Below are 22,572 nucleotides of genomic sequence, written 5' to 3'. Positions count from 1 at the left end.
CCGCTCGGCGGTGTGCCCGGTTCAGGAGGGCAGCACTCCGAGTCGACGGCAGGCCACCACGGCTTCGTATCGAGTGTGCGATTCGGTTTTGCGCATCACGCTGCGCAGGTACGACTTGACGGTCTCGGCACCGATCGACAAACGCGCGGCGACCTCGATGTTGGTGCAGCCCAGAGCAACTTGCGAGATCACGTCGATCTCTCGTGGTGTCAGCGACTGCGACACGTCCTGGGTCCGCGGGTCGTGGGGCATCTCCTGGCCGAACGACGCGGCCACGCGGGCTGCGACCGCGTCGAGTCTGCGCCGGATGGCCACGTCACCGACAGATCGGGCGAGATCGGACAGTTCCTCGTGGACGCTGCGCAGTTCGGCCGTGCGGGAGAGATCCGAGTCGAGCATCGAGCGGGTGGTCGCCAGCAGACGGATCCGGCGGTCGACCTCGTCACGCACGGAGATCTCCTGGCCGAGACGCCTGGCGGCGGTCGTCATGATGTCGCCGACGCGATCTCCGAGGGGGCCGCGTTCGCGTAGGGCCGCGTACATCACTATTCGCGCCACACCGGCAACGACCACCGGCACGGCCAGTATCGATTTGAGGCCCTCGCCGAGTACCGGTCGGTCGAAGTGATGGGTGATCGACATCGACGCGCCGTAATCGCTCACGGCCGCGGGCCTGCGCTGTTCCATGACTCGCCCGCCGAGGCCGGATCTGGGTGGGATGGCGAGTCCGTCCAGGCCGCGGGTTCTGGTTCCGTGGAATTCACTCAGGTACAGGGTCTCCGAGGAGACCTCGCCGCCGAACACGACGGGCACGTCGGACGCCGCTGCCACCTGGCGCAGTTCGGCGCGTAGGGCATCGCCGTCACGGGGCCGCAACAGATTCGAATGGACCACGGAGCTTCCTTTCCCGTGTCGGATGCACGAGCGACGAACGTGATCCAGATCATATCCACAACGGCAAGCGCTGTTTCGACTGGCACGGGCCACTGCGCTGCGGTTCGGGGCCGAATACGAGCCGACTACTCTGGACGCCATGTCTGTGACCGCCGAGAGCAAGCCCCGTCAGCCACTCGTACCAGGCGTCGTATCGCCCGTCCTCCCGGTGCCCAAGTCCATCGAGCGCCCCGAATACGCCTGGAAGTCGACCGTGGCCGAAGGCAGTGAGCCCTGGGTCCAGACCCCCGAGGTCATCGAGAAGATGCGAGTGGCGTCGAAGATCGCGGCCAGGGCACTACAGGAAGCGGGCCGGGCGGTGGCACCGGGAATCACCACCGACGAGCTGGACCGGATTGCCCACGAGTACATGATCGATCACGGTGCGTACCCGTCCACGTTGGGCTACCGAGGGTTCCCGAAGTCCTGCTGCACGTCCCTGAACGAGGTCATCTGCCACGGCATCCCGGATTCCACCGTGATCGAGGACGGTGACATCGTCAACATCGACGTCACCGCGTACGTCGACGGCGTCCACGGCGACACCAACGCGACCTTCCTGGCCGGCAACGTCTCCGAGGAAGCGCGCCTGCTGGTCGAACGTACGCACGAGGCCACCATGCGTGCCATCAAGGCGGTCAAGCCGGGGCGCGCGCTCAACGTGATCGGCCGCGTCATCGAGTCGTACGCGCACCGGTTCGGCTACGGCGTGGTGGAGGACTTCACCGGCCACGGCATCGGTACCACCTTCCACAACGGTCTCGTCGTTCTGCATTACGACCAGCCGTCGGTGGACACCGTCATCGAGCCGGGTATGACGTTCACGATCGAACCGATGATCAACCTGGGCACGATCAACGCCGAGATGTGGGACGACGGCTGGACGGTGGTCACGCACGACAAGAAGTGGACCGCGCAGTTCGAGCACACGCTTGTGGTCACCGAGACGGGCAGCGAGATTCTGACCCTCCCGTGAGCGGAGCCTGCGGAGTGAATAGAAATACGATGCCGTGAATCCGAAAGGTGCCCTGCTGGTTGCGGGGACGACATCCGACGCAGGCAAGAGTGTGTTGGTTGCCGGGCTGTGTCGGATGTTGGCGAGACGGGGCGTGCGGGTTGCTCCGTTCAAGGCGCAGAACATGTCCAACAATTCGGTGGTCACGCTCGATGGCGGTGAGATCGGTCGAGCGCAGGCGATGCAGGCGTCGGCCTGCGGTCTCGAGCCGAGTGTCCGCTTCAATCCGGTGTTGCTGAAACCGGGGAGTGACCGGACCTCGCAGTTGGTGGTGCGCGGGCGGGCCGTTGCGCAGGTGAGTGCGAGCAACTACATCGAGCATCGGCAGTCGTTGCGCGCTGTGGTGGCAGACGAATTGTCCTCTCTGCGCGAGGAATTCGATGTGGTGATCTGCGAGGGGGCGGGCTCGCCCGCCGAGATCAATCTGCGCGCCACGGACCTGGCCAACATGGGGTTGGCGACGGCGGCGTCTCTTCCGGTGATCGTGGTGGGGGATATCGATCGAGGGGGAGTGCTGGCTCATCTGTTCGGCACCGTTGCGGTGCTGTCTCCGGGGGATCAGGCGCTCGTCGCCGGGTTCGTGATCAACAAGTTCCGCGGTGATCCTGCTCTGCTGGCACCCGGTCTCGATCAGTTACGCGCGTTGACGGGACGTCCGACGTACGGTGTCGTTCCCTTCGCGGACGGATTGTGGATGGACGCCGAGGATTCACTCGGAACCGTTCCCGATGCTCCGGTGGGGCGGCCGCGTGCACCGCACGGCTCGCAGTGGTTGCGCGTCGCTGCGGTGCGTTTGCCGAGAATCTCCAACACCACCGATGTCGAGGCGTTGGCCTGCGAGCCCGGGGTGTCGGTCCACTGGGTCACCGAGCCGTCCCGGCTCGAGGATGTGGATCTGGTGGTCGTTCCGGGCAGCAAGTCCACCGTGTCGGACCTGGAGTGGTTGCGGCGCAGCGGTCTTGCCGATGCGATCGCGGCCCGCGGGGCTGCTGGCCTTCCGGTTCTGGGGATCTGCGGTGGTTATCAGATGTTGGGCCGAACGATCGACGACACCGTCGAATCCGGAGCGGGGGCAGTCCGGGGTCTCGGTCTGCTCGATCTCGACATCGAGTTCGCAGCCGACAAGGTACTCGCGCAGGTGGCGGGGCAGTCGATGCAGTTCGGCCCGAATCCCGTGTCGGGCTACGAGATTCACCACGGCAGGGTCGCACGAAACGGCGACGACGCCTTGTCGACCACCGCGTCGGGTATCGCCGAAGGCAGCCTACGCGGCAGCGTTCTGGGTACCCACTGGCACGGATTGCTCGAGTCCGACGATTTCCGTCGTTCCCTGCTCACCTGGGTGGCAGAGAAGTCGGGTCGTACGGGATTCGAGGTGGCACCCGACACGTCGGTCGCGGCACTGCGGGAGCAGCAGTTGGATCTGTTGGCCGATCTGGTGGAAGACAACCTCGACGTCGACGCCGTACTCGACCTCATCGAGCACGGCGTCGATCCGGGCCTCGACACCATTGTCACGCAGTTGCTTTGAGCAGACCGAACCAGCTGGCCGCAGACAGTATCGCCGTGATGGTCAACGGAATGACGACCAGTAGCAGAATTCGCGGTGTGTCGGTGAAGAAATCGCCGACGTTGGGCCACCAGTTCTGCCAGGTCACGAGTACAGATCCGCCGCCGAAGACTACGAGCGCTCCGAGTCCGAGGGTGAACAATCCGTTGGTGCGGAACCGTCGATACACGACGCCGATGAATGCACCGATGCCGCCGAGGAGCAGCATGACGGTAACGAGTGCGGCCCACTGCACGAACGGATTGTCTGTCGCGTACCGAGCGATGCCGAACATTCGCAGTTTCAGGCCGAATCCATCCGTGGCTGCTTCGATCAAGGACAGCACGTAGATGATCGTGCCGAATGCAATCGACTGGCATACACCTACCAACGCTGTGGCGGTGAGGAATTCGCGGCGAGTGATGCTCAGACCCAAGGCATAGGGAAAGCACTGAGTGATCGCGGTGATGTAGAACGCCATGGCGAATCCATAGATCGAGAAGACGCTACCGGTGAAGTTGTATTCGGAGTCTGTGGTCGGGATGACCAGAAATATGCCGAAGGTGATCACGAAGGCAATCGCGAGAACCGCCATCGGCCACACGAATGTCGTTGCCCACGAAGTGTTGTGGATGCGAGCTACGTTCAGTATCCGTTTCATGACAACGCCTCCTCGGCGGTGGTGCGTTCGATGATCAACTGCTGCAGTGGAACAGCTTCGATGGTGAGCCCTGCGGCTCGGCCGTCGGATCTCTGCTGAGCAGTCAGTCGGGCGTCGATCGTCGTTCGTACGCTCGGTCCAAGAGCGGAGCGGTGCAGGGTCCGGTGAGCAGCGGTGAACGCGTCGACAGCCGGCGCAGGACCGGTGATCTCGAACGCACTCTCGCGCAGGGTATCCGACTCGTCGTCGAGCACGATCCTGCCCTTGTCGATGAGGATCACGTGTTCGATGAGATCGCTGACCTCATCGATGAGGTGAGTGGACAGAACCACGGTCCTGGGGTGCTCGGCGTAGTCGGCCAGCAATCTGTCGTAGAACAGGTGTCGCGAGACCGCGTCCAGTCCCAAGTAGGGCTCGTCGAAAAAGGTCAGTGGTGCACGCGACGCGAGTCCGATGACGATTCCGAGAGCCGACGTCATTCCTCGCGAGAGCTTCTTGATCTTGCGGCCGAGGGGCAGGTCGAAGTCGCGCAGCAACTCGGCGGCGAAGTCGCCGTCCCAGTGTGGAAGGACATGTGACGCGTGCGAGACGGCGTGCTTGACCTTAAGATCGTCGGGATACTTCTGGCTTTCCTTGACGAAGCACACGTGACCGAGCGCGTGAGGGTTTTCCCACGGACGTTGTCCGAACACCGAGATGTCCCCGGCGCTCTGGCGCATTTGAGCCGTCATCATCTGCATGACGGTGGTCTTACCCGCGCCGTTGCGGCCGAGGAAGCCGTAGATCTTGTTGCGTTCGATCTCGAAACTCACATCGTCCACCGCGGTGAACGAGCCGAAATTCTTGGCCAGGTGCGTGGCCGACGCAACGATGCTGCTGGGTTCGTCGAACGAGTCGAGGGTGTGGACGCTCATCGTGCTGCCTCCCAGTTGTCGAGCATGGTCTTGAGTTCGTCGACGGTCATGCCGAGCTTGCGAGCCTCGGTGACGAGCGGATCGATGTACTGGCGAGCGAAGAGGTCTCGGCGACGGAATCGAAGAGCGTCCCGAGCGCCTGTGGTCACGAACATTCCGATACCTCGTTTCTTGTAGACGACACCGTCGGCGACGAGCTTGGCGAGTCCCTTTCCTGCGGTGGCCGGGTTGATTCGATGGAATGCGGCCAGTTCGTTGGTCGAGGGGACCTGCTCTTCCTCTGCCAGGGAGCCGTCGATGATCGAGTTCTCGATCATCTCGGCAATCTGCAGGAAGATAGGCCTGCCCTCGTCCATCAGAACCGCCGCCGGTGCGTCGAGGTTGCTTGCCTCAGTGGTTCATTACTCATGTAACTAACCATAGAACCGACGCGTGGTCGGCGCAAGAGGCAGTACCGTCGTCCCCATGGAGTTCACGCATGTGAGTGCTGCGGGTGGGCAATGTTCGGTGCGAGTGGCAGGCCCGGACAGCAGGCACGCCGTTCTCTTGCTTCCCGATGCAGGCGATCCGGTGGATGTGTACGACGCCGTCAGTGAACGGCTGCACAATTCGGATCTGAAAACCGTTGCGCTGGAAAGCATCGACGGCGTCAGCGACGAGGCAATCCTGACGGTTCTCGACGAGCTGAAACTGTCGTGGGTGCACCTCGTCGGCAGCGGAGCGGGTGCGGAAACGGCATGGACGTTGGCCGCCAAGACCTTCGGGCGCTTCGCCAGTCTGATCGCGGTGAACCGGTGCCACCCCGCGATCGCGGACGAGCAGGGCACCGTACGCGGCGCGGATTGCCCCCCGGTCGAGCTGCCGACGACATTGGTCGTCGGGTCCTCGCTGGGCCGCGCATCCGCCGACGCGAGCGGAAGGTTCGTCTACTCGGACTTCCGCGTGGTCCAACTCGACGGCAGCGCGAATGTCGTCGCCGACGAGCCGGCTGCGCTGGCCACCGAAATCGTGCTCCGCACCAGCCCCTGGTAGTCGGAACTACAGTTCGAGCCCCAGCAGGGCGTTCTCGACCACCTCGGGCAAGCCGGGGTGAATCCAGTACTGGCCACGTGCCATGTCCTGGGCCGACAACCCGAAGCTCATCGCCTGGATGAGGGGCTGAATCAGGGTCGGGGCCTGCGCACCGATGATGTGCGCGCCGAGAATCTTTCCGGTGCCCTTCTCGGCGATGATCTTGCACAGACCTTCGCTGTCCTCCATGGCCCAGCCGTAGGCGACATCTCCGTAGTTCTGGACCTTGACGGTGATGTCCAGGCCGGCGTCGCGGGCGTGCTCTTCGGTCATGCCCACCTCGGCGATCTGGGGATCGGTGAACACCGCAGCGGGAACGAACCGATGGTCGTTCTTCCGTAGCGTCGAGGTGTCGCCGTGCCACGCGTCCTGCAGCAGGTTGTACTGAACGACGCGAGCTTCCTGGTTGGCCACATGCTTGAGTTGGTAGGGAGACGATACGTCGCCGAGTGCGAACACTCCCTCGGCCGTGGTGCGGCCGAATTCGTCCACCACGATGCGGCCTTCGTCGTCGAGCTCGATGCCTGCCGCAGCCGGATCGAGACGGTCACCGTTGGGCTCGCGGCCCACGGCGACGAGGAATGCATCGCCGAGGACCTTGGTGCCGTCGGCGAGTTGGACCCCGTGCAACCCGCCCTCGGACAGGGGAGTGGTCTCGCCGGAGTCGAGGTGTACGTCCCACTTGGCGCGGGCGAGCTCGGTGAATCGCTTCGAGATGTCGGCGTCGAGTGCGCGGAGCAAGGTGTCCTTGCGGGCGACGATCGACACCTTGGAGCCGAGAGCCGAGAAGACGTGCGCGAATTCTGCTGCGATGTAACCGGATCCGAGAATCACCAGGTGCTCGGGTAGCTCGCGGAGACGCATCACATCACTGTTGGTGTGGTATGCGACACCCGAATCGGCGATGGCCTGCGGCACCGTCGGACGAGATCCGGCGGCGACGACGATCTGGTCGGCGGTGATCACGGCGCCGGTGCCGGTGTCGATGGTGCGCGGGCCGACGAAGCGCGCGTGACCCTCGAACAGGGTGAGATTGGGGCTGCCTTCGGCGCGGTAACGCTTGCCGCCCTCCGAGATCGGGTCGATGCGGCCGAAGACGCGATCGACGATGTCCGGCCAGCGCACTGCGTCCACGTGGGCATCGACACCGTATTTCGAGGAATCGCGTACCGTCCGCGCAACCTCGGCGGCGTAGACGAACATCTTGGTGGGGATGCAGCCGACGTTGAGGCAGGTGCCGCCGAAGGTCGAGTTCTCCTCGATCAGAGCGATCTTCTTGTCTTCGAAGCGCGAATCGGCGATCGAGTTGCCGGATCCGGAGCCGATGATCGCGACGTCGAAATGCTCGGTCATGAAATGTGCCCGCTCTCGGTGTGGTCCTTGCCCGACGCGTGGTCGGTGCTCTCGCTTCGGTGCAACCACTCGATCCACTCGTCCATTTCCTCGAAGGCCCGAGCGCGTGGAGTCTCGGTGGACAGGAAGACGTCGTGGCGGGCTCCCTCGATGGGCACGATCGTGGTGCGGTCGCCCAGGCAGCCCGCCCAGCGCGCGATCTGGCGAACGTCGAGTACGGCGTCTGCGGCGTCGACTGCGGAGCTGTATCGGCGCGAGAAGTGCGTCACCTTGGAGCGCAGAATCAGTGCGGGGATACCGATGTCGAGGCCGCGATGAAGTTCGGCGTGTCCGTGGCGGACGGCGCGAATCCACCCGAAGGTGATGGGGAAGCCGGCCAGGGGCTTCCAGTCGAGGTCGTAGTCCCACTCGCCGTTTTCCGATGCCGCGAGCGACAACCCGTACGTATCGAGCCCGCCGCCGGGAACCTGTGCCTTCGACCGGAACCTGCCGATGACGTCGATCGCGGCGGTACCGACGCTGCGGATGGCAGGTGGGCCCTGCAGATCGAACCACGGGCTGTTGAGGACCACACCCGACAGGCCCAGCCCGGCCGATCCGCCCTCCTGACGGTTGAGACGGTTCAGCCACAGCGGCAGTACGAGGCCGCCGGTCGAGTGCGCCATGAGCAGGACCGGGGCACCCGGGCGTTCCGTGCGGACCAGGGCGAGAGCCTCGTTCAGCTCGGCGTCGTACATCGCCAGATCGGTCACGAAGTGTGCGGTCTGGCCCTCGCGGCGCGAGCGTCCGCATTTACGCAGGTCCAGGGCGTAGAAGGCGTATCCCTGCGCTGCGAAGTGCTCGGCGATGTGGCGCTGGAAGAAGTAGTCGGTGAACCCGTGGACGTAGATCACCGAACGCTCGAAGTTGGCGGCACCGGGCGGTTGGTACCGCACGAGAGTGGCCTCGACCTGCCCTTCGCCGTCCGGATCGTTGCCGAGTGGAATGGTCGTCTGTTCGTAGCCGTCGCCGAGGACGTCGGGCACCCAGGTAGTCACAGATCACAACTGTAGTGGGCACCGCGGGCGGCGTCCGAGGAGCACAATCGGAACCGGGTTGACGTGGTGTCCGACGGGGTAGGCCCAGCTAGTAACCTGACCGCATCGGGTGAAGTAGCCCTCTACAGCAGAGTTCTCCGGTCGATACCGCCACCGGCCGAGACCTCCACAGACAAGGAAGTCGATTCTCCAGTGTCCAAAGATGAGCAGGGTAAGCGGATCAAGACCGACGTCGTTCTGGTCGGTGCCGGAATCATGAGCGCCACCCTCGGTGCGCTGCTCCGTCAGCTCGAGCCGAACTGGTCGATCGACGTCTACGAGCGGCTCGACGCGGCCGCAGCCGAGAGCAGCGACGCGTGGAACAACGCGGGCACCGGCCACTCGGCACTGTGCGAACTGAACTACACGCCGCAGAACAAGGACGGCAGCGTCGATATCGCCAAGGCGCTCAACGTCAACGAGCAGTTCCAGGTGTCGCGTCAGTTCTGGGCACACGGCATCGAGACCGGTGTGCTCTCCGACGCCAAGAACTTCATCAACCCCATTCCGCACGTGAGCTTCGTGCACGGGGCCGAGAACGTGAAGTACCTCCGTGCGCGGTACGAGGCGCTCGTGGGCAACCCACTGTTCGCAGGCATGGAGTACATCGACTCCGAGGACGAGTTCTCGGCGCGACTGCCGTTGATGGCCAAGGGCCGTGACTTCTCCGATCCCGTGGCCCTGAACTGGAGTCAGGAAGGCACCGACGTCGACTTCGGTGCGCTCACCAAGCAACTGCTGAACTACCTGTCGTCCGCGGGCGGCACAGTGCACTTCGGACACGATGTGCGCAACATCACCAAGCAGTCCGACGGCAGCTGGGACGTCAAGGTCGCCAACCAGCGCACCGGCGTCAAGAAGACCGTCAACGCCAAGTTCGTGTTCGTCGGCGCAGGCGGCGGCGCACTGCACCTGCTGCAGAAGTCCGGAATCGCGGAGATCAAGGGATTCGGCGGCTTCCCGGTCAGCGGCGAGTGGTTGCGGTGCACCGATCCGGCTCTGATCGAGCAGCACTCGGCCAAGGTGTACGGCAAGGCTTCGGTCGGTGCTCCGCCGATGTCGGTCCCGCACCTCGACACCCGCGTGATCAACGGCCAGCAGGGTCTGCTGTTCGGCCCGTACGCCGGCTGGTCGCCCAAGTTCCTCAAGCAGGGCAAGATCACCGACCTGCCCACCTCGGTGAAGCCCGGAAACCTGATGTCGATGCTCGGGGTCGGTGTGACCGAACTCGGACTCGTCAAGTATCTGGTCAGTGAACTGGCTCAGTCGCAGGCAGATCGTGTCGAGACGCTGCGCGAGTTCGCGCCCTCGGTGCTCGGCGAGAACTGGGAGCTGGTCGCCGCGGGTCAGCGCGTCCAGGTGATCCGCAAGAAGGGTCGCGGCGGTGTGCTCGAGTTCGGCACCGCTGTGGTCAACGCAGCGGACGGCACCATCGCCGGACTGCTCGGTGCCTCTCCCGGCGCATCCACCGCCGTTCCGGCCATGCTGGACGTGCTGCAGCGGTGCTTCGGTGACAAGTACGACGCGTGGCAGCCCAAGCTCAAGGAAATGGTCCCGTCGCTGGGGGTCAAGCTGGCGCAGAACAGCTCGTTGTTCGACGAGGTCTGGGGCTGGACGTCCAAGACACTGCAACTGGAAAATGCTCGTGAGCTCGCACAGCCCACGGGTGTGTGATAGCAAAAGGTATGAATACGCAAGCAGCAGCTCTCAAACGATCATGGGCACTAGATCTGTCCAACAGCACGTTGTACGACCTGTTGAAGCTGCGTGTCGAGGTGTTCGTGGTCGAGCAGGCGTGTGCGTACCCGGAGTTGGACGGGCGTGACCTGCTGACCGAGACACGGCACTTCTGGCTCGAACGGGACGGCGAAGTGGTGTGCACACTTCGCCTGCTCGAGGAGCACGACGACGGCGAGAAGGCGTTCCGTATCGGCCGGCTCTGCACGCAGCGCTCGGCCAGGGGACAGGGCCACACCACGCGAATTCTGCGAGCCGCGCTTGCCGAGGTCGGTTCGGCCCCGTGCCGGATCAACGCTCAGAGCTACCTCGTCGACATGTACGCCAAGCACGGCTTCCTGCCGGACGGCGAGGAAGTTCTCGAGGACGGCATCCCGCACACGCCGATGCGTCGGGGTGGCGGCACCGCCTGGAGCGAGAGCTGACCTCCCTGTAGTACGACAAAAACGAATGCCACACACGGCCCTACCGTGTGTGGCATTCGTTCGTTCGGCGGTAGTGTTCCGTTCGAAGTCGGTCGCGGAGAAGTCCTGTGTCAATCAGGCGCGGTCCCGCCACTGTGTTCAGGAGAATCTTCGCTCGAGGAGATTCCCCTGTCAGCCAGATCGCCGCTCGGCTTCGCGTATCTCGACCGAACGTCCGGCGCGGAACTCCGGGCACGAAGGGAATTGGCTGTGCAGCGAAGTGGGAGTGTTCCCGAACCGGGATATCCGTTCAGTGCGATCGTCGGTCAGGATCAGCTGAGGTTGTCGCTGATTCTGTGTGCCGTGCACCCCGGTATCGGCGGTGTACTGGTGCGAGGAGAGAAGGGCACAGCGAAATCGACGGTGGTGCGCGCACTCGCGGCACTGCTGCCCGCCGTGGAAGACGAGGACGGCTCGCGTCCGGCGAAGCTCGTCGAACTTCCGGTGGGGGCAACGGAGGACCGAGTGGTGGGGTCCATCGACCTCGAGAAGGTTCTGCGCGACGGCGAACGTGCGTTTCAACCCGGTCTGCTCGCGGCTGCGCACCGTGGTGTTCTCTACGTCGACGAAGTGAATCTGCTGCACGATCACCTGGTCGACGTGTTGCTCGACGCGGCCGCGATGGGTCGGGTGCATGTCGAGCGTGACGGAGTCTCTCATTCTCACCCAGCGCAATTCGTTCTCGTGGGCACGATGAATCCCGAGGAGGGCGAGCTTCGCCCGCAGCTGCTCGACCGGTTCGGTCTGGCAGTGGAGGTGACGGCGTCGCGGGACGTGGACGTTCGCATGAACGTCGTCCGCCGCCGGATGAACTACGAGCGTGACCCGCACGCATTCGCCGCCGAGTACCGCAACGAGGACATCGCCGTGGCCGAGCAGATTCTGGCCGCCCGAAAGATTCTCGACGATGTGGTGTTGAGCGACAAGGAACTTCGGCGTATCGCCGCGCTCTGCGCATCATTCGACGTCGACGGTATGCGCGCCGATCTTGTGCTCGCTCGCACCGCATCCGCCCACGCCGCCTGGCGAGGCGCAAGCGACGTGGCCGAGGAAGACGTGCGGATTGCCGCCGAACTGGCTCTGCCGCACCGGCGTCGGCGCGATCCCTTCGACGAGCCGGGCATCGACGACAAGCAACTGGACGACGCCATGCGGGACGCGGTCGAACAGGCCGAGCAGCAGCCGGATCCGGATCCAGACCCCGACGGTGGTGGGGGAGCTCCCGATCCCGAGGCTCCCGACGACGCCTCCCAGTCCCCGTCCTCCGACACACAGTCCTCCAATTCGAACGAGGATTCGGCGCAACCACCGCCGCCCTCGGGTACCGGCAGCGAGAAGCAGGCAGGCACTCCGGGAGCACAGTTCAGAGCCCGGTTGCTCGAGGTTCCCGGAGTGGGCGAGGGTGCGCCTGGTCGACGCTCGCGGTCACGGTCCGCGCACGGACGATCGGTACGTCCCACCGTCGAGTCGGGCAAGGGCCTGCACCTGGTTGGCACCCTGTTCGCCGCGGCCGAGCAGCAGGTCGTCCGCGGCCGCACCTCCGGCCGGCTGAAGCTCGAGCCCGCGGATCTGCGGGGCGCGATCAAGGAGGGCCGCGAGGGCAACCTGATCGTCTTCGTCGTCGATGCCTCGGGTTCGATGGCTGCGCGAGATCGACTGTCCGCGGTGACCGGTGCGGTGCTCTCGCTGCTGCGCGATGCGTATCAGCGCCGCGACAAGGTTGCGGTGATCACCGTGCGCGGCACGGAAGCCGAGACGGTGTTGCCGCCGACGTCGTCGGTGGACGTGGCGGTGACGCGGTTGCGGAAGATGAAGACCGGTGGCAGATCGCCACTGGCGCAGGGTTTTCTGCAGGCACGGGAACTCGTTCTGCGAGAGCGTGTTCGGGACCCGCTGCGCCGCGCTCTGGTCGTCGCGTTGACCGACGGCCGTGCCACCGGAGGCACCGACCCCGTCGGCCGGGCCCGGATCGCCGCGGGGCGTATCGCGTCGGACAAGATCGCCTCCGTCGTCGTCGACTGCGAATCGGGAATGGTGCGCCTCGGGCTCGCTGCCGATTTCGCGGCGTGCCTCGGCGGCGGTTACGTGGCGCTGGCGGATCTGTCGGCGGAGCAGGTCGCCGCAGTCGTTCGCGCAGCGGCGTAGGGGGGGTTCGCGATGCCTCAGGGTGTACCGGCCCCCGGAACCGTTCCGCAGGACGGTCTCACGACGCGTCAGCGTCGCAATCTGCCCGTCCTTGCCGTGCACACCGGCCCGGGCAAGGGGAAATCGACCGCCGCATTCGGCATGGCGTTGCGGGCCTGGAATCAGGGTTTCGACGTCGGAGTGTTCCAGTTCGTCAAGAGTGCCAAGTGGAAGGTCGGCGAGGAAGCGGCGTTTCGCACACTCGGCGAACTGCACGAGAGCACCGGGGTCGGCGGAGCCGTCGAATGGCACAAGATGGGCGAGGGCTGGTCGTGGACTCGGAAGAAGGGCAGCGACGTCGATCATGCCGAGGCCGCGGCCGAGGGCTGGCACGAGATCGCCCGGCGAATCGAGCAGGAGTCGCACCGCTTCTACGTGCTGGACGAGTTCACCTACCCGCTCAAGTGGGGGTGGGTCGACGTCGCCGAGGTGGTCGATGTCCTGACCCGCCGACCGGGCAATCAGCACGTCGTCATCACCGGACGCGACGCGCCCCGTGAACTGATCGAGGCAGCGGACCTGGTCACCGAGATGGCCAAGGTCAAGCATCCGATGGACGCCGGACGCAAGGGTCAGCGAGGCATCGAATGGTGAACCAGTCCTGTCCCGCAGTGGTGATCGCGGCTCCCGCGTCGGGCAGCGGAAAGACGACGGTGGCCACCGGACTGATGGGCGCGCTGCGCAACGCCGGCCGCACCGTCGCACCGTTCAAGGTGGGTCCGGACTACATCGACCCCGGATATCACTCGCTCGCGGCCGGACTCCCGGGCCGCAACCTCGACGCCGTGATGGTCGGTGCCGACCGCATCGGGCCCCTGTTCCGACACGGCAGTCGGGGCTGCGACATCGCGGTCGTCGAGGGCGTCATGGGACTGTTCGACGGCAAGATCGACATGACCGGACCGGGTGAGGCCTCCGCCGAGGGATCGACCGCACGGGTGGCCGCGATGCTCGGTGCCCCGGTGATCCTCGTGGTCGACTCCCGTGGACACAGTCAGTCGCTTGCCGCTGTGCTGCACGGGTTCTCGACGTTCGACGCCAGCGTCCGCATCGGCGGTGTGATTCTCAATCGCGTCGGCAGTCAGCGGCACGAGGACGTGTTGCGTCAAGCGTGCGAACGGGTAGGTGTTCCGGTACTCGGCGCGTTGCCGCGCATGAGCGAACTGGTGGTCCCGTCACGGCATCTGGGGCTGATCACCGCAGTCGAACACGGCGGTGCCGCAACCGATGCCGTCGACGCGATGAGCGCCCTCGTCTCGAGGTTCGTCGATATCGAGGCAGTGAGCGCCCTGGCTCGATCGTCGGTGACAGCGCCGCAGTGGTCCCCGGAGGACGAGGTAGGCACCTGCGAGGGATCGCCCGTCGTCGCGGTGGCCGGTGGCCCGGCATTCACCTTCGGATACACCGAGCACGTCGAACTGCTCCGCGCAGCCGGGGCCGACGTCGCCGTGTTCGATCCACTGCGTGACGGATTACCCACCGGCACAGCGGCAGTCGTTCTCCCCGGCGGATTCCCCGAGGAGCATGCGGCCGCGTTGGCGGCGAACGAACTGCTGCTGGCCGATATCAGGACGGCCGCGGCCAAGGGTTTGCCCATTCATGCCGAATGCGCCGGATTGCTGTATCTGGCAAGCCGATTGGACGGTCATGCCATGGCCGGGGTCGTCGACGTGGACGCGGAATTCGGGAACACCCTCACGCTGGGATACCGCGATGCGGTTGCCCTCGAATCGTCCACACTGTTCGACGCGGGTACCCGCGTCACCGGCCACGAGTTCCACCGAACGAAACTCGTGGACGTGCGCGAGAGCGCCTCGGCCGCGTGGGGCTGGCACAAGCAGAGCCCCGACGGCAGAACTGCGGCGCGGGAGGGATTCGTGCAGGGCGGTGTTCACGCGTCGTACCTGCACACCCATGCGGCGGGCAATCCCGGATCCATCACCCGGTTCGTTGCCGCCGCAGTCGACTACGCGCGAGTGTAGAGGGATCGCGAGAATGCGGGTCGTCGTCGGAATAGGTGCCCGAGCCGGCGTCGATGCCGCCGACGTCGAGGCGGCGATCTCGACGGTGCTGCAACCGGACTGGAGCGTCGAGGCGATCGCCTCCATCGACCGGAAAGCCGACCTGGTTGCCGCGGTGGCGTCGAGCATGGGGGTTCGGGGCGTGACGTACTCCGCGCTCGAACTGTCGACCGTCGTGACACCCACCGTGTCGGTGCGTGTGCTCGATGCCGTCGGATGCGCCAGCGTCGCCGAAGCAGCGGCACTGCTGGCCGGTCGTTCGACGGAGTTGACGGTACCCAGGTTCGGTCTGGACGGTGTCACCGTTGCCGTGGTCGAGCTCTGCCTTGACGGTGGACAGGGGGTTCGGGCCATCCTGTAGGTATGACCGAGACGATGAAAGCCGTTGCCTACACCCGCTCGCTTCCGATCGACGATCCTGCCGGCCTGACGGATGTGGTCCTCGACCTGCCCACCGTGCGCCCGCGCGATCTTCTGGTCGACGTGCGTGCCGTGTCGGTGAATCCGGTGGACGTCAAGGTCCGCACCGGCAACGATCCGCAGGGCACCCCGAAGGTCCTCGGGTTCGACGCCGCCGGTGTGGTGCGCGCTGTCGGTGCCGACGTCACCATGTTCGCGCCCGGCGACGAGGTCTACTACGCGGGCGACATCGGCAGACCCGGAACGAACTCGCAGTTCCATGCGGTGGACGAACGCATCGTGGCGAAGAAGCCGACCACCCTCGATTTCGCACAGGCTGCGGCATTGCCGCTGACTGCGATCACTGCCTGGGAAGGTCTGTTCGACAAGCTCCGCATCACTGCCGAGACCACCGGAACTTTGCTGATGGTGGGCGCCACCGGGGGTGTGGGATCCGTTGTGCTGCAGCTGGTTCGGGGCCTCGTTCCTGGCGTCCGCGTGATCGCGACGGCAGCGGACGAGGACGCCGAGGAGTGGGTCCGTTCTCTCGGTGCAGCCGAGGTGGTGAATCACCGACGCGATCTTCGGGAGGAAGTACGCCGAGTAGCGCCCGACGGCGTCGATTACGTGTTCACTGCTCATTCCTCCGGGCAGGTCGAGATCTACGCGGACCTGTTGACGCCGTTCGGTCAGATCGTGGCGATCGACGATCCGGAGACCCTCGACGTTCTGCCGCTCAAGACGAAGGCGATCTCGTGGCACTGGGAGTTCATGTTCGCGCGTCCGATGCACGACACGCCGGATCTGATTCGCCAGCACGAGCTACTGACCAGGGTGGCCGAGCTCGTCGATGCGGGTTCGGTGCGCACCACCGTCACGACGGTTCTGTCTCCGATCGATGCCGAGCAGCTGCGCGAAGCGCATCGGTTGGTCGAAACCGGGCACGTACGGGGAAAGGTTGTGATCGCAGCCCGCTCGTGAGGACCGATCCGCGCCACTGACTGGCGAAAGCGGGCCGACGCAGGCAATGTGGATCCAATGACTTCCGACAGCCTCGTCCTACTCGGCCCGATCGTCCGGTACGTCGGCACCGAGACTGCGACCCTGTGGTTCGAGATGGCCGAATCGTCGACCGTAACGGTCGTGACCGACGTCGGCGTCCGCGCAGAAGAACGAACGTGGGGCGTGCACGGACACCACTATGCGCTGGTGCCACTGGAAGGTCTGCCCGCCAACTCTTCGGTGCACTACGAGGTGTTCGTCGACGAGCGTCGAGTGTGGCCGCCGGAAGGCCGAAGGGCCGCCATTCACACGGTCGACGCCGAAGGGCCTGTCACGCTGGCATTCGGATCCTGTCGGCGAGGGGACAACTACAGCGACGAATCCTTGAAGGAGATCGGAGCCGACGCGTTGGCCGGGCTCGGGAACGCGCTGATCGAGGAGGACCCGAGCCGGTGGCCGCAGGCCTTGCTGCTCCTGGGCGATCAGGTCTACGCCGACGATCCGTCGCCGGAAATCGTCGAACGGCTGCAGGCGCGGCGTCGGTCCGGCGAGGGTCCACGCAGTGCCGTCGGTACCGACGCGGAGAACGAGATCTGCGATTTCGAGGAGTACTCGTGGCTGTACCGAGAGTCCTGGGGACTCGAGCCGGTGCGGACACTGTTGGCGAGCATCCCGTCGTGCATGATCCTCGACGACCACGACCTGCGCGACGACTGGAATTCATCCGCTTCCTGGCGTCGAGACATCGTGACGCGGCCCTGGTGGAACGACCGAGTGGTCGGCGCGTATTCGTCGTACTGGGTGTATCAGCACTTGGGCAACCTCTCGCCCAAGGAGCTTGCGCAGGATGAGATGTATGCCGCGGTGCGATCGGCCGCCAGTGACGCAGAGCGCGAGAAGTTGTTGTCCGACTTCGCTTTACGAGTCGATCGGCGGCCCGAGACCGGACGCTGGAGCTTCTACCGCGACTTCGGCGACACGCGGCTGATCATGATCGATTCGCGCTGCTCTCGAAACCTGGATCCGGACAACAGAGAAATGGTCGACGAGAAGGAGTGGGCGTGGGTACGTGAACGCGCGCTCGAGACCAGTCCGCGGCATCTGCTGTTCGGATCGTCGTTGCCCTACCTCATGCTGCCCGCGCTGCACTACCTGGAACAGTGGAACGAGGCTGTGGCGCAGGGCAGTTGGGGCTCGATGTCGGCAAAGGTGGCCGAGAAGATGCGGATCGGTCTCGATCTCGAACACTGGGCCGCTTTCACCAACTCGTTCAACGACATGGCCGCTCTGACGCGTGAGCTCTCCCGCGGCGAGAACAAACCCGCCTCGATCATGTGGCTGTCCGGAGACGTGCACTGCTCCTACGTGGCGAACGCGGACTTCGGTGTCGGCGGGCGCGAGGTACCGGCCACGTATCAGCTCACTATGTCGCCGTTCCGCAATCCACTCGATCTGCCGATTCGCGCGGTCAACAAGCTGGCCATCAAGCGTCCCGCCGCCCGAATTCTGTCGAAGCTGGCGCGCGCTGCCCACGTGGGCCCCTCCGGTGTCGAATGGGAGGCCGAGGCCGGGCCATGGTTCGCCAACGGCGTCATGCTGCTGACTCTGCACGGCGACTCCGCCCGGTTGCGGGTGCACCATGCTCATGTCGACGACGCGGGCAAGCAGGTGCTCACCGAGACGTCGACCCTGGCCCTCGCCTAGCGAACGGTAAACGATTGGCCATAGCCGGGCCGATGAGGTTGGCTGGTTCGTTGTGGCCCACCTCGAACTCAACGACATCGTCTACTTCCTGCCCGACGGGCGGCAGTTGCTCAACGGTGTCGGGTTTCGTGTCGGCGACGGTGCCAAGACCGCCCTCATCGGGCCCAACGGAACCGGTAAGACCACGCTGACGCGCATCATCGCGGGTGACGAGACCCCCGACGAGGGATCGGTGTCGAGTTCGGGCTCGCTCGGAGTGATGCGGCAGTTCGTCGGCCAGCTACGAGACGACTCGACAGTGCGTGATCTGCTGCTGTCGGTTGCGTCCCCGGCCGTGCGGACGGCCGCCGCTGCCCTCGACACTGCCGAGAACACGATGATCGAGGTCGACGACGAGAAGACCCAGATGAAATACGCGCAGGCCCTGTCGGATTGGGGCGATGTCGGCGGTTACGACCTCGAACCGTTCTGGGACAAGGTCACCACGGCGGCCCTCGGAATGCCGTTCGACCGCGCGAAGTGGCGCGCTGCATCGACTCTCAGTGGCGGTGAGCAGAAGCGCCTGGTGCTCGAAGCGTTGTTCGCGGGCTCGGACAATCTGTTGCTTCTCGACGAACCGGACAACTACCTCGATGTGCCGGGCAAGCGCTGGCTCGAATCGACCATTCGTGATTCCGACAAGTCCGTCCTGTTCATCAGTCACGACCGGGAGCTCATCGCCAACGCCGCGAATCGGATCGTGACCCTGGAACCGGGCGTCAGCGGTGCCACTTCCTGGGTGCACGGCGGCGGGTTCGCGACGTATCACGCTGCGCGTGAGGACCGGAATGCTCGGCTCGACGAACTGCGACGGCGGTGGGACGAGGAACTCGTCAAACTCCGTGCACTGGTGCTGCGCCTGCGGGAGAAGGCAAAGTTCAACGACGGGGTCGCTGCGCGCTACCACGCGTCCCAGACTCGATTGGCGAAGTTCGAGGAGGCCGGACCGCCGGAAGCGGTGCCGTTGAAGCAGCACGTCACCGTTCGTCTGCGCGGCGGCCGCACAGCCAAGCGCGCGTTGGTGTGTACGGCACTGGAACTGACCGGACTGATGAAGCCCTTCGACACCGAGATCTGGTACGGAGACCGCGTCGCCGTGCTGGGCTCCAACGGTTCCGGCAAATCTCACTTCCTGCGTTTGCTCGCCAACGGTGGAACCGATCCGGAGAAGGAGCACGAGCCGGTTCAGGAACTGGCACTCGATCCCGTTCCGCACACCGGCACCGCGGTGCTCGGCGCTCGCGTTCGGCCCGGCCTGTTCGCGCAGACCCACACTCGGCCCGATCTCGCGGGCAACACACTCCTCGACATCCTGCACATGGGCAACGAACACCGCGACGGCATGGGCCGGGAGGCCGCAGGCCGGGCACTGGACCGCTACGGTCTGGCCCGAGCCGCCGAACAGTCCTACGACAATCTTTCCGGTGGCCAGCAGGCGCGCGTACAGATTCTGCTGCTCGAACTCTCCGGGGCCACCCTGCTGCTGCTGGACGAGCCGACCGACAACCTCGACCTGATGTCCGCCGACGCACTCGAAGACGCCATCGCCGCGTTCGACGGCACCGTCATCGCCGTGACCCACGACCGCTGGTTCGCGCGCAGCTTCGACCGATTCCTCGTGTTCGGCAGCACCGGTCAGGCCTACGAATCGAACGAGCCCGTATGGGACGAGAAGCGGGTGCAGCGCGCGCGGTAGCGTTTCCTCTCGTGAACGCGACTGACTCTCCCTATCTGGTCGGCCTCAATCTGGAAGGTCGACGCGTCGTCGTGGTCGGTGGCGGCACCGTCGCGCAGCGCCGATTGCCGCTGCTCATCTCCTGCGGTGCCGTGGTTCACGTCATCACACGGGAGGCCACACCCGCTGTGGAGGCGATGGCAACTGCCGGTCAGGTGACCATGGAGTTGCGTGACTATCGCGAGGGCGATCTCGCCGACGCCTGGTACGCCGTCGCGTGCACCGACGAGGCCGCGACCAACATCGCCATCGTCGCCGAGGCCACCGCGTCCAAGATCTTCTGTGTGCGAGCCGACATCGCCAAGGACGGCACCGCGGTCACCCCGGCGTCCGCCGAATGGGACGGGCTGACCCTCGGAGTGCTCGCCGGCGGTGAGCACCGTCGATCGGCCGCGGTACGCAACGCCGTCATGGAAGCCCTGCAGTCCGGTGTGGTCGCCGACTCGGACCGTGCGCCGTTGACGGGTGTCGCGTTGGTCGGTGGCGGACCCGGCGATCCGGACCTCATCACCGTCCGCGGGCGCAGGCTGCTCGCCTATGCCGATGTCGTGGTGGCCGATCGGCTCGCGCCGCCCGAGCTGCTGGCCGAACTGGGCCCGCACGTGGAGGTCATCGATGCCTCGAAGATTCCGTACGGCCGCGCGATGGCGCAGGAGGCGATCAACCAGGCGCTGATCGACGGGGCGAAGGCAGGCAAGTTCGTCGTCCGACTCAAGGGCGGCGACCCCTACGTGTTCGGCAGGGGATACGAGGAACTCGAAGCGCTCGCTGCCGAGGGAATTCCGGTCACCGTGGTGCCCGGCATCACCAGCGCCATTTCGGTGCCCTCGTCCGCCGGGATCCCGGTGACGCATCGCGCCGTCACCCACGAGTTCGTCGTTGTCAGCGGCCATGTGGCACCCGACCATCCCGATTCGCTCGTCGACTGGGACGCGTTGGCCAAACTCAAGGGCACCATCGTGTTGCTGATGGCCGTCGAACGCATCGGGCTGTTCGCCGACGTTCTCATCGCCGGTGGTCGGCCGTCCGACACCCCGGTGATCGTCGTCCAGGAGGGCACCATGCGCACCCAGCGTGAAGTTCGCGCGTCTCTGAGCACCGTCGCCGATGCGGTTCGCGACGCGGAGATCAGGCCTCCGGCGATCGTGGTCATCGGAACCGTTGCCGGTTTCTCTGTACACGCCGGTAACGTGAACGCCCGTGCCTGAATCATCGATGTCCGATACCTCCAGTACCGAGGTCAAGTACCCGGTGACGACCCGAGCGTTCGGGTTGGCGATCATCGTCCTGAGCGGCCTGCAATTGATGGTGGTGCTCGACGGCACCGTGGCCAATCTGGCACTTGCTCCGTTGCAGGCGGATCTGGGCCTGTCCGATGCCGGACGCAACTGGGTGCTCACGTCGTATGCCCTCGCCTTCGGCGGGCTGATGCTCCTCGGCGGCAGACTCGGTGATGCCTTCGGTCGCAAGAAGATGTTCCTGGCCGGCGTCGTGCTGTTCACCATCGCGTCCCTGCTGTGCGGGCTCGCGGTCAACGAGGCGACGCTGGTAGCGGCGCGCGCGCTCCAGGGCGTCGGAGCCGCGGTGGCGTCGCCCACGGCGTTCGCGCTGGTGGCGACCACCTTCGCGCCGGGCCCGGTACGAAACCAGGCCATCGCGATCTACGCGGCCATGACCGGTGTCGGCTCCATCGCAGGCCTGATCATCGGCGGTGCGCTGACCGAGGTGTCGTGGCGGTGGATCTTCCTGATCAACGTGCCGATCGGTGTCGTCATCGTGGTGCTCGCAGTCGTGTCGCTGCAGGAGACGGTGGGGGCGAAGCTACCGCTCGACGTGCCGGGAGCGATTCTGGCGACGCTGGGCTGCACCGGAGTGGTGCTCGCTCTGAGCGAGGGCACCGAACTCGGCTGGACCAATCCGATCGTCATCGTCTCGCTGATCGCCGGTCTGCTCTTCCTCGGGCTGTTCCTGCTGGTCGAGCGTCGTGCCGACAACCCATTGCTGCCGTTCTCGCTGTTCGGCAGCCGAGACCGGGTGGCGACGTTCGTGGCCATCTTCTTCGCCGGTGGCGTGATGTTCTGCCTCGCCGCCTACGTGGCACTGTTCGTCCAGGACATCCTGGGATACAGCCCGTTGCATGCGGGCCTGGCGTTCGTGCCGTTCGCCTTCGGACTCGGTGCCGCCGCATTCCTCGCCTCGCAGCTGGTGACGCGCATCGCCCCACGGTGGCTGATACTGAGCGGTGCCGTCATCATGGTCGGGTGGCTGATGGTGTCGGTCGCGACGATGAACGCCGACTCGTCGTACTTCCCCGGACTGTTCTTCCCCGTCATCGGCATCGGATTCGGCGTCGGCCTGACGGTCGTGCCACTCCCGCTGTGCGCCATCGCTGGAGTCAGCCCCACCGAGATCGGCCCGTTGACCGCCATCGCCCTGGTTGCCCAGACCCTCGGCGGGCCGCTGGCGCTGGCCGTGATCGGTGCGCTGGTGACCTCTCGAACCTTGTCTCTCGGTGGCATCTCCGGACCGGCAACGTTGATGAACGACAGCCAACTCGACGCGTTGAGCTCGGGCTACATGTTCGCGCTCTTCTGCTGCGCAGTCTGCGCCGTGGTCGCGGGAATCGCTGCGGTGTTCATTCGCTTCACCCCGGAGCAGGTCGCGCAGGCACAGGCCGCTCAGGAAGACGCCCAGAAGGGCTGACGAGCAGGGCCG

At 65.3% G+C, this 22,572-nt stretch carries 20 protein-coding genes; 14 read left to right on the top strand and 6 right to left on the bottom strand.

Features of this window, described 5'->3' with window-relative positions:
- Positions 1-21 precede the first annotated feature (21 nt).
- Positions 22-894 carry a helix-turn-helix transcriptional regulator gene (locus CH283_RS20930; RefSeq protein ID WP_255183280.1) on the bottom strand — a complete coding sequence of 291 codons (873 nt, stop codon included), beginning with the start codon at positions 892-894 and terminating at the stop codon, positions 22-24.
- 139 nt (positions 895-1,033) lie between these two features.
- On the opposite strand from CH283_RS20930, the gene map reads away from it, so the two are divergent.
- Together map and CH283_RS20920 are read left to right on the top strand one after the other, a co-directional pair.
- Positions 1,034-1,909: a type I methionyl aminopeptidase gene (gene map / locus CH283_RS20925; RefSeq protein WP_094642190.1), complete on the top strand. Its 876-nt coding sequence runs from the start codon at positions 1,034-1,036 to the stop codon at positions 1,907-1,909.
- A gap of 34 nt (positions 1,910-1,943) precedes the next feature.
- Positions 1,944-3,479, top strand: coding sequence for a cobyric acid synthase (locus CH283_RS20920; RefSeq protein ID WP_094642188.1), 1,536 nt, complete (start codon positions 1,944-1,946; stop codon positions 3,477-3,479).
- Here CH283_RS20920 and CH283_RS20915 read toward each other — a convergent pair.
- The 3 genes from CH283_RS20915 to CH283_RS20905 are packed head-to-tail and all read right to left on the bottom strand — an operon-like array spanning position 3,463 to position 5,431.
- Positions 3,463-4,158, bottom strand: a complete 696-nt coding sequence (locus CH283_RS20915; protein WP_094642186.1) for an ABC transporter permease — start codon at positions 4,156-4,158, stop codon at positions 3,463-3,465. The two genes, CH283_RS20920 and CH283_RS20915, sit on opposite strands and share 17 nt — an antisense overlap.
- Positions 4,155-5,072, bottom strand: a complete 918-nt coding sequence (locus tag CH283_RS20910) for an ABC transporter ATP-binding protein (RefSeq protein ID WP_094642184.1) — start codon at positions 5,070-5,072, stop codon at positions 4,155-4,157. The genes CH283_RS20915 and CH283_RS20910 overlap by 4 nt, the downstream gene beginning before the upstream one ends.
- Positions 5,069-5,431: a GntR family transcriptional regulator gene (locus CH283_RS20905; protein ID WP_176460506.1), complete on the bottom strand. Its 363-nt coding sequence runs from the start codon at positions 5,429-5,431 to the stop codon at positions 5,069-5,071. Before CH283_RS20905 ends, CH283_RS20910 begins: the two co-directional genes overlap by 4 nt.
- Positions 5,432-5,537: 106 nt before the next feature.
- Between CH283_RS20905 and CH283_RS20900 the strand changes: the two genes are divergently transcribed.
- The gene (locus tag CH283_RS20900; protein WP_094642180.1) at positions 5,538-6,104 is read left to right on the top strand and encodes an alpha/beta fold hydrolase; all 567 of its coding nucleotides are present in this window, start codon (positions 5,538-5,540) and stop codon (positions 6,102-6,104) included.
- Positions 6,105-6,110: 6 nt separating this feature from the next.
- Here CH283_RS20900 and mtr read toward each other — a convergent pair whose 3' ends face one another.
- Both mtr and CH283_RS20890 read right to left on the bottom strand, forming a co-directional pair.
- Positions 6,111-7,496, bottom strand: coding sequence for a mycothione reductase (gene mtr / locus CH283_RS20895; protein ID WP_094642178.1), 1,386 nt, complete (start codon positions 7,494-7,496; stop codon positions 6,111-6,113).
- On the bottom strand, positions 7,493-8,533 hold the full coding sequence (locus tag CH283_RS20890) for an alpha/beta hydrolase (RefSeq protein WP_068050242.1): 1,041 nt from the start codon (positions 8,531-8,533) through the stop codon (positions 7,493-7,495). Before CH283_RS20890 ends, mtr begins: the two co-directional genes overlap by 4 nt.
- 192 nt (positions 8,534-8,725) lie before the next feature.
- On the opposite strand from CH283_RS20890, the gene mqo reads away from it, so the two are divergent.
- The 11 genes from mqo to CH283_RS20835 all read left to right on the top strand — a co-directional run bounded on the left by mqo (position 8,726) and on the right by CH283_RS20835 (position 22,560).
- Positions 8,726-10,246, top strand: a complete 1,521-nt coding sequence (mqo, locus tag CH283_RS20885) for a malate dehydrogenase (quinone) (RefSeq protein WP_094642176.1) — start codon at positions 8,726-8,728, stop codon at positions 10,244-10,246.
- 11 nt (positions 10,247-10,257) lie between these two features.
- Positions 10,258-10,734, top strand: coding sequence for a GNAT family N-acetyltransferase (locus CH283_RS20880; protein WP_068050238.1), 477 nt, complete (start codon positions 10,258-10,260; stop codon positions 10,732-10,734).
- Positions 10,735-10,977: 243 nt separating this feature from the next.
- A complete protein-coding gene (locus tag CH283_RS20875; protein WP_176460476.1) occupies positions 10,978-12,918 on the top strand; it encodes a magnesium chelatase subunit D family protein in 1,941 nt (646 codons plus the stop codon).
- 12 nt (positions 12,919-12,930) lie between these two features.
- A complete protein-coding gene (cobO, locus tag CH283_RS20870; protein WP_094642174.1) occupies positions 12,931-13,551 on the top strand; it encodes a cob(I)yrinic acid a,c-diamide adenosyltransferase in 621 nt (206 codons plus the stop codon).
- A complete protein-coding gene (locus CH283_RS20865) occupies positions 13,545-14,939 on the top strand; it encodes a cobyrinate a,c-diamide synthase (protein ID WP_176460475.1) in 1,395 nt (464 codons plus the stop codon). Before cobO ends, CH283_RS20865 begins: the two co-directional genes overlap by 7 nt.
- A 13-nt stretch (positions 14,940-14,952) precedes the next feature.
- A complete protein-coding gene (locus CH283_RS20860) occupies positions 14,953-15,339 on the top strand; it encodes a cobalamin biosynthesis protein (protein WP_094642170.1) in 387 nt (128 codons plus the stop codon).
- A 2-nt stretch (positions 15,340-15,341) separates the two neighbouring features.
- A complete protein-coding gene (locus CH283_RS20855; RefSeq protein WP_094642168.1) occupies positions 15,342-16,358 on the top strand; it encodes a zinc-binding alcohol dehydrogenase family protein in 1,017 nt (338 codons plus the stop codon).
- A gap of 57 nt (positions 16,359-16,415) precedes the next feature.
- Positions 16,416-18,083, top strand: coding sequence for a DUF7800 domain-containing protein (locus tag CH283_RS20850; RefSeq protein ID WP_176460474.1), 1,668 nt, complete (start codon positions 16,416-16,418; stop codon positions 18,081-18,083).
- 52 nt (positions 18,084-18,135) lie between these two features.
- Entirely contained in the window at positions 18,136-19,818 is a 1,683-nt protein-coding gene (locus tag CH283_RS20845) for an ATP-binding cassette domain-containing protein (protein ID WP_094642165.1), read from the top strand.
- 11 nt (positions 19,819-19,829) lie between these two features.
- Entirely contained in the window at positions 19,830-21,065 is a 1,236-nt protein-coding gene (cobA, locus tag CH283_RS20840; RefSeq protein WP_373455155.1) for a uroporphyrinogen-III C-methyltransferase, read from the top strand.
- A gap of 7 nt (positions 21,066-21,072) precedes the next feature.
- Positions 21,073-22,560: an MFS transporter gene (locus tag CH283_RS20835; protein ID WP_094642161.1), complete on the top strand. Its 1,488-nt coding sequence runs from the start codon at positions 21,073-21,075 to the stop codon at positions 22,558-22,560.
- Positions 22,561-22,572: the final 12 nt, after the last annotated feature.

It is taken from the genome of Rhodococcus sp. 05-2254-2 (assembly GCF_002259095.1).
Taxonomy (GTDB): domain Bacteria; phylum Actinomycetota; class Actinomycetes; order Mycobacteriales; family Mycobacteriaceae; genus Rhodococcoides.
The sequence above is the reverse complement of the archived record's forward strand: the minus strand, read 5'-3'. Positions and strand labels throughout refer to the sequence as shown.

Excerpts from the sequence above, each read along its gene's own strand:
- CH283_RS20865 (WP_176460475.1), top strand. The coding sequence starts at position 13,545 with ATGGTGAACCAGTCCTGTCCCGCAGTGGTGATCGCGGCTCCCGCGTCG.
- CH283_RS20880 (WP_068050238.1), top strand. The coding sequence starts at position 10,258 with ATGAATACGCAAGCAGCAGCTCTCAAACGATCATGGGCACTAGATCTG.
- CH283_RS20850 (WP_176460474.1), top strand. The coding sequence starts at position 16,416 with ATGACTTCCGACAGCCTCGTCCTACTCGGCCCGATCGTCCGGTACGTC.
- CH283_RS20910 (WP_094642184.1), bottom strand. The coding sequence starts at position 5,072 with ATGAGCGTCCACACCCTCGACTCGTTCGACGAACCCAGCAGCATCGTT.
- CH283_RS20900 (WP_094642180.1), top strand. The coding sequence starts at position 5,538 with ATGGAGTTCACGCATGTGAGTGCTGCGGGTGGGCAATGTTCGGTGCGA.
- CH283_RS20855 (WP_094642168.1), top strand. The coding sequence starts at position 15,342 with ATGACCGAGACGATGAAAGCCGTTGCCTACACCCGCTCGCTTCCGATC.
- map (WP_094642190.1), top strand. The coding sequence starts at position 1,034 with ATGTCTGTGACCGCCGAGAGCAAGCCCCGTCAGCCACTCGTACCAGGC.
- CH283_RS20860 (WP_094642170.1), top strand. The coding sequence starts at position 14,953 with ATGCGGGTCGTCGTCGGAATAGGTGCCCGAGCCGGCGTCGATGCCGCC.
- mtr (WP_094642178.1), bottom strand. The coding sequence starts at position 7,496 with ATGACCGAGCATTTCGACGTCGCGATCATCGGCTCCGGATCCGGCAAC.
- CH283_RS20915 (WP_094642186.1), bottom strand. The coding sequence starts at position 4,158 with ATGAAACGGATACTGAACGTAGCTCGCATCCACAACACTTCGTGGGCA.
- CH283_RS20835 (WP_094642161.1), top strand. The coding sequence starts at position 21,073 with ATGTCCGATACCTCCAGTACCGAGGTCAAGTACCCGGTGACGACCCGA.
- cobO (WP_094642174.1), top strand. The coding sequence starts at position 12,931 with ATGCCTCAGGGTGTACCGGCCCCCGGAACCGTTCCGCAGGACGGTCTC.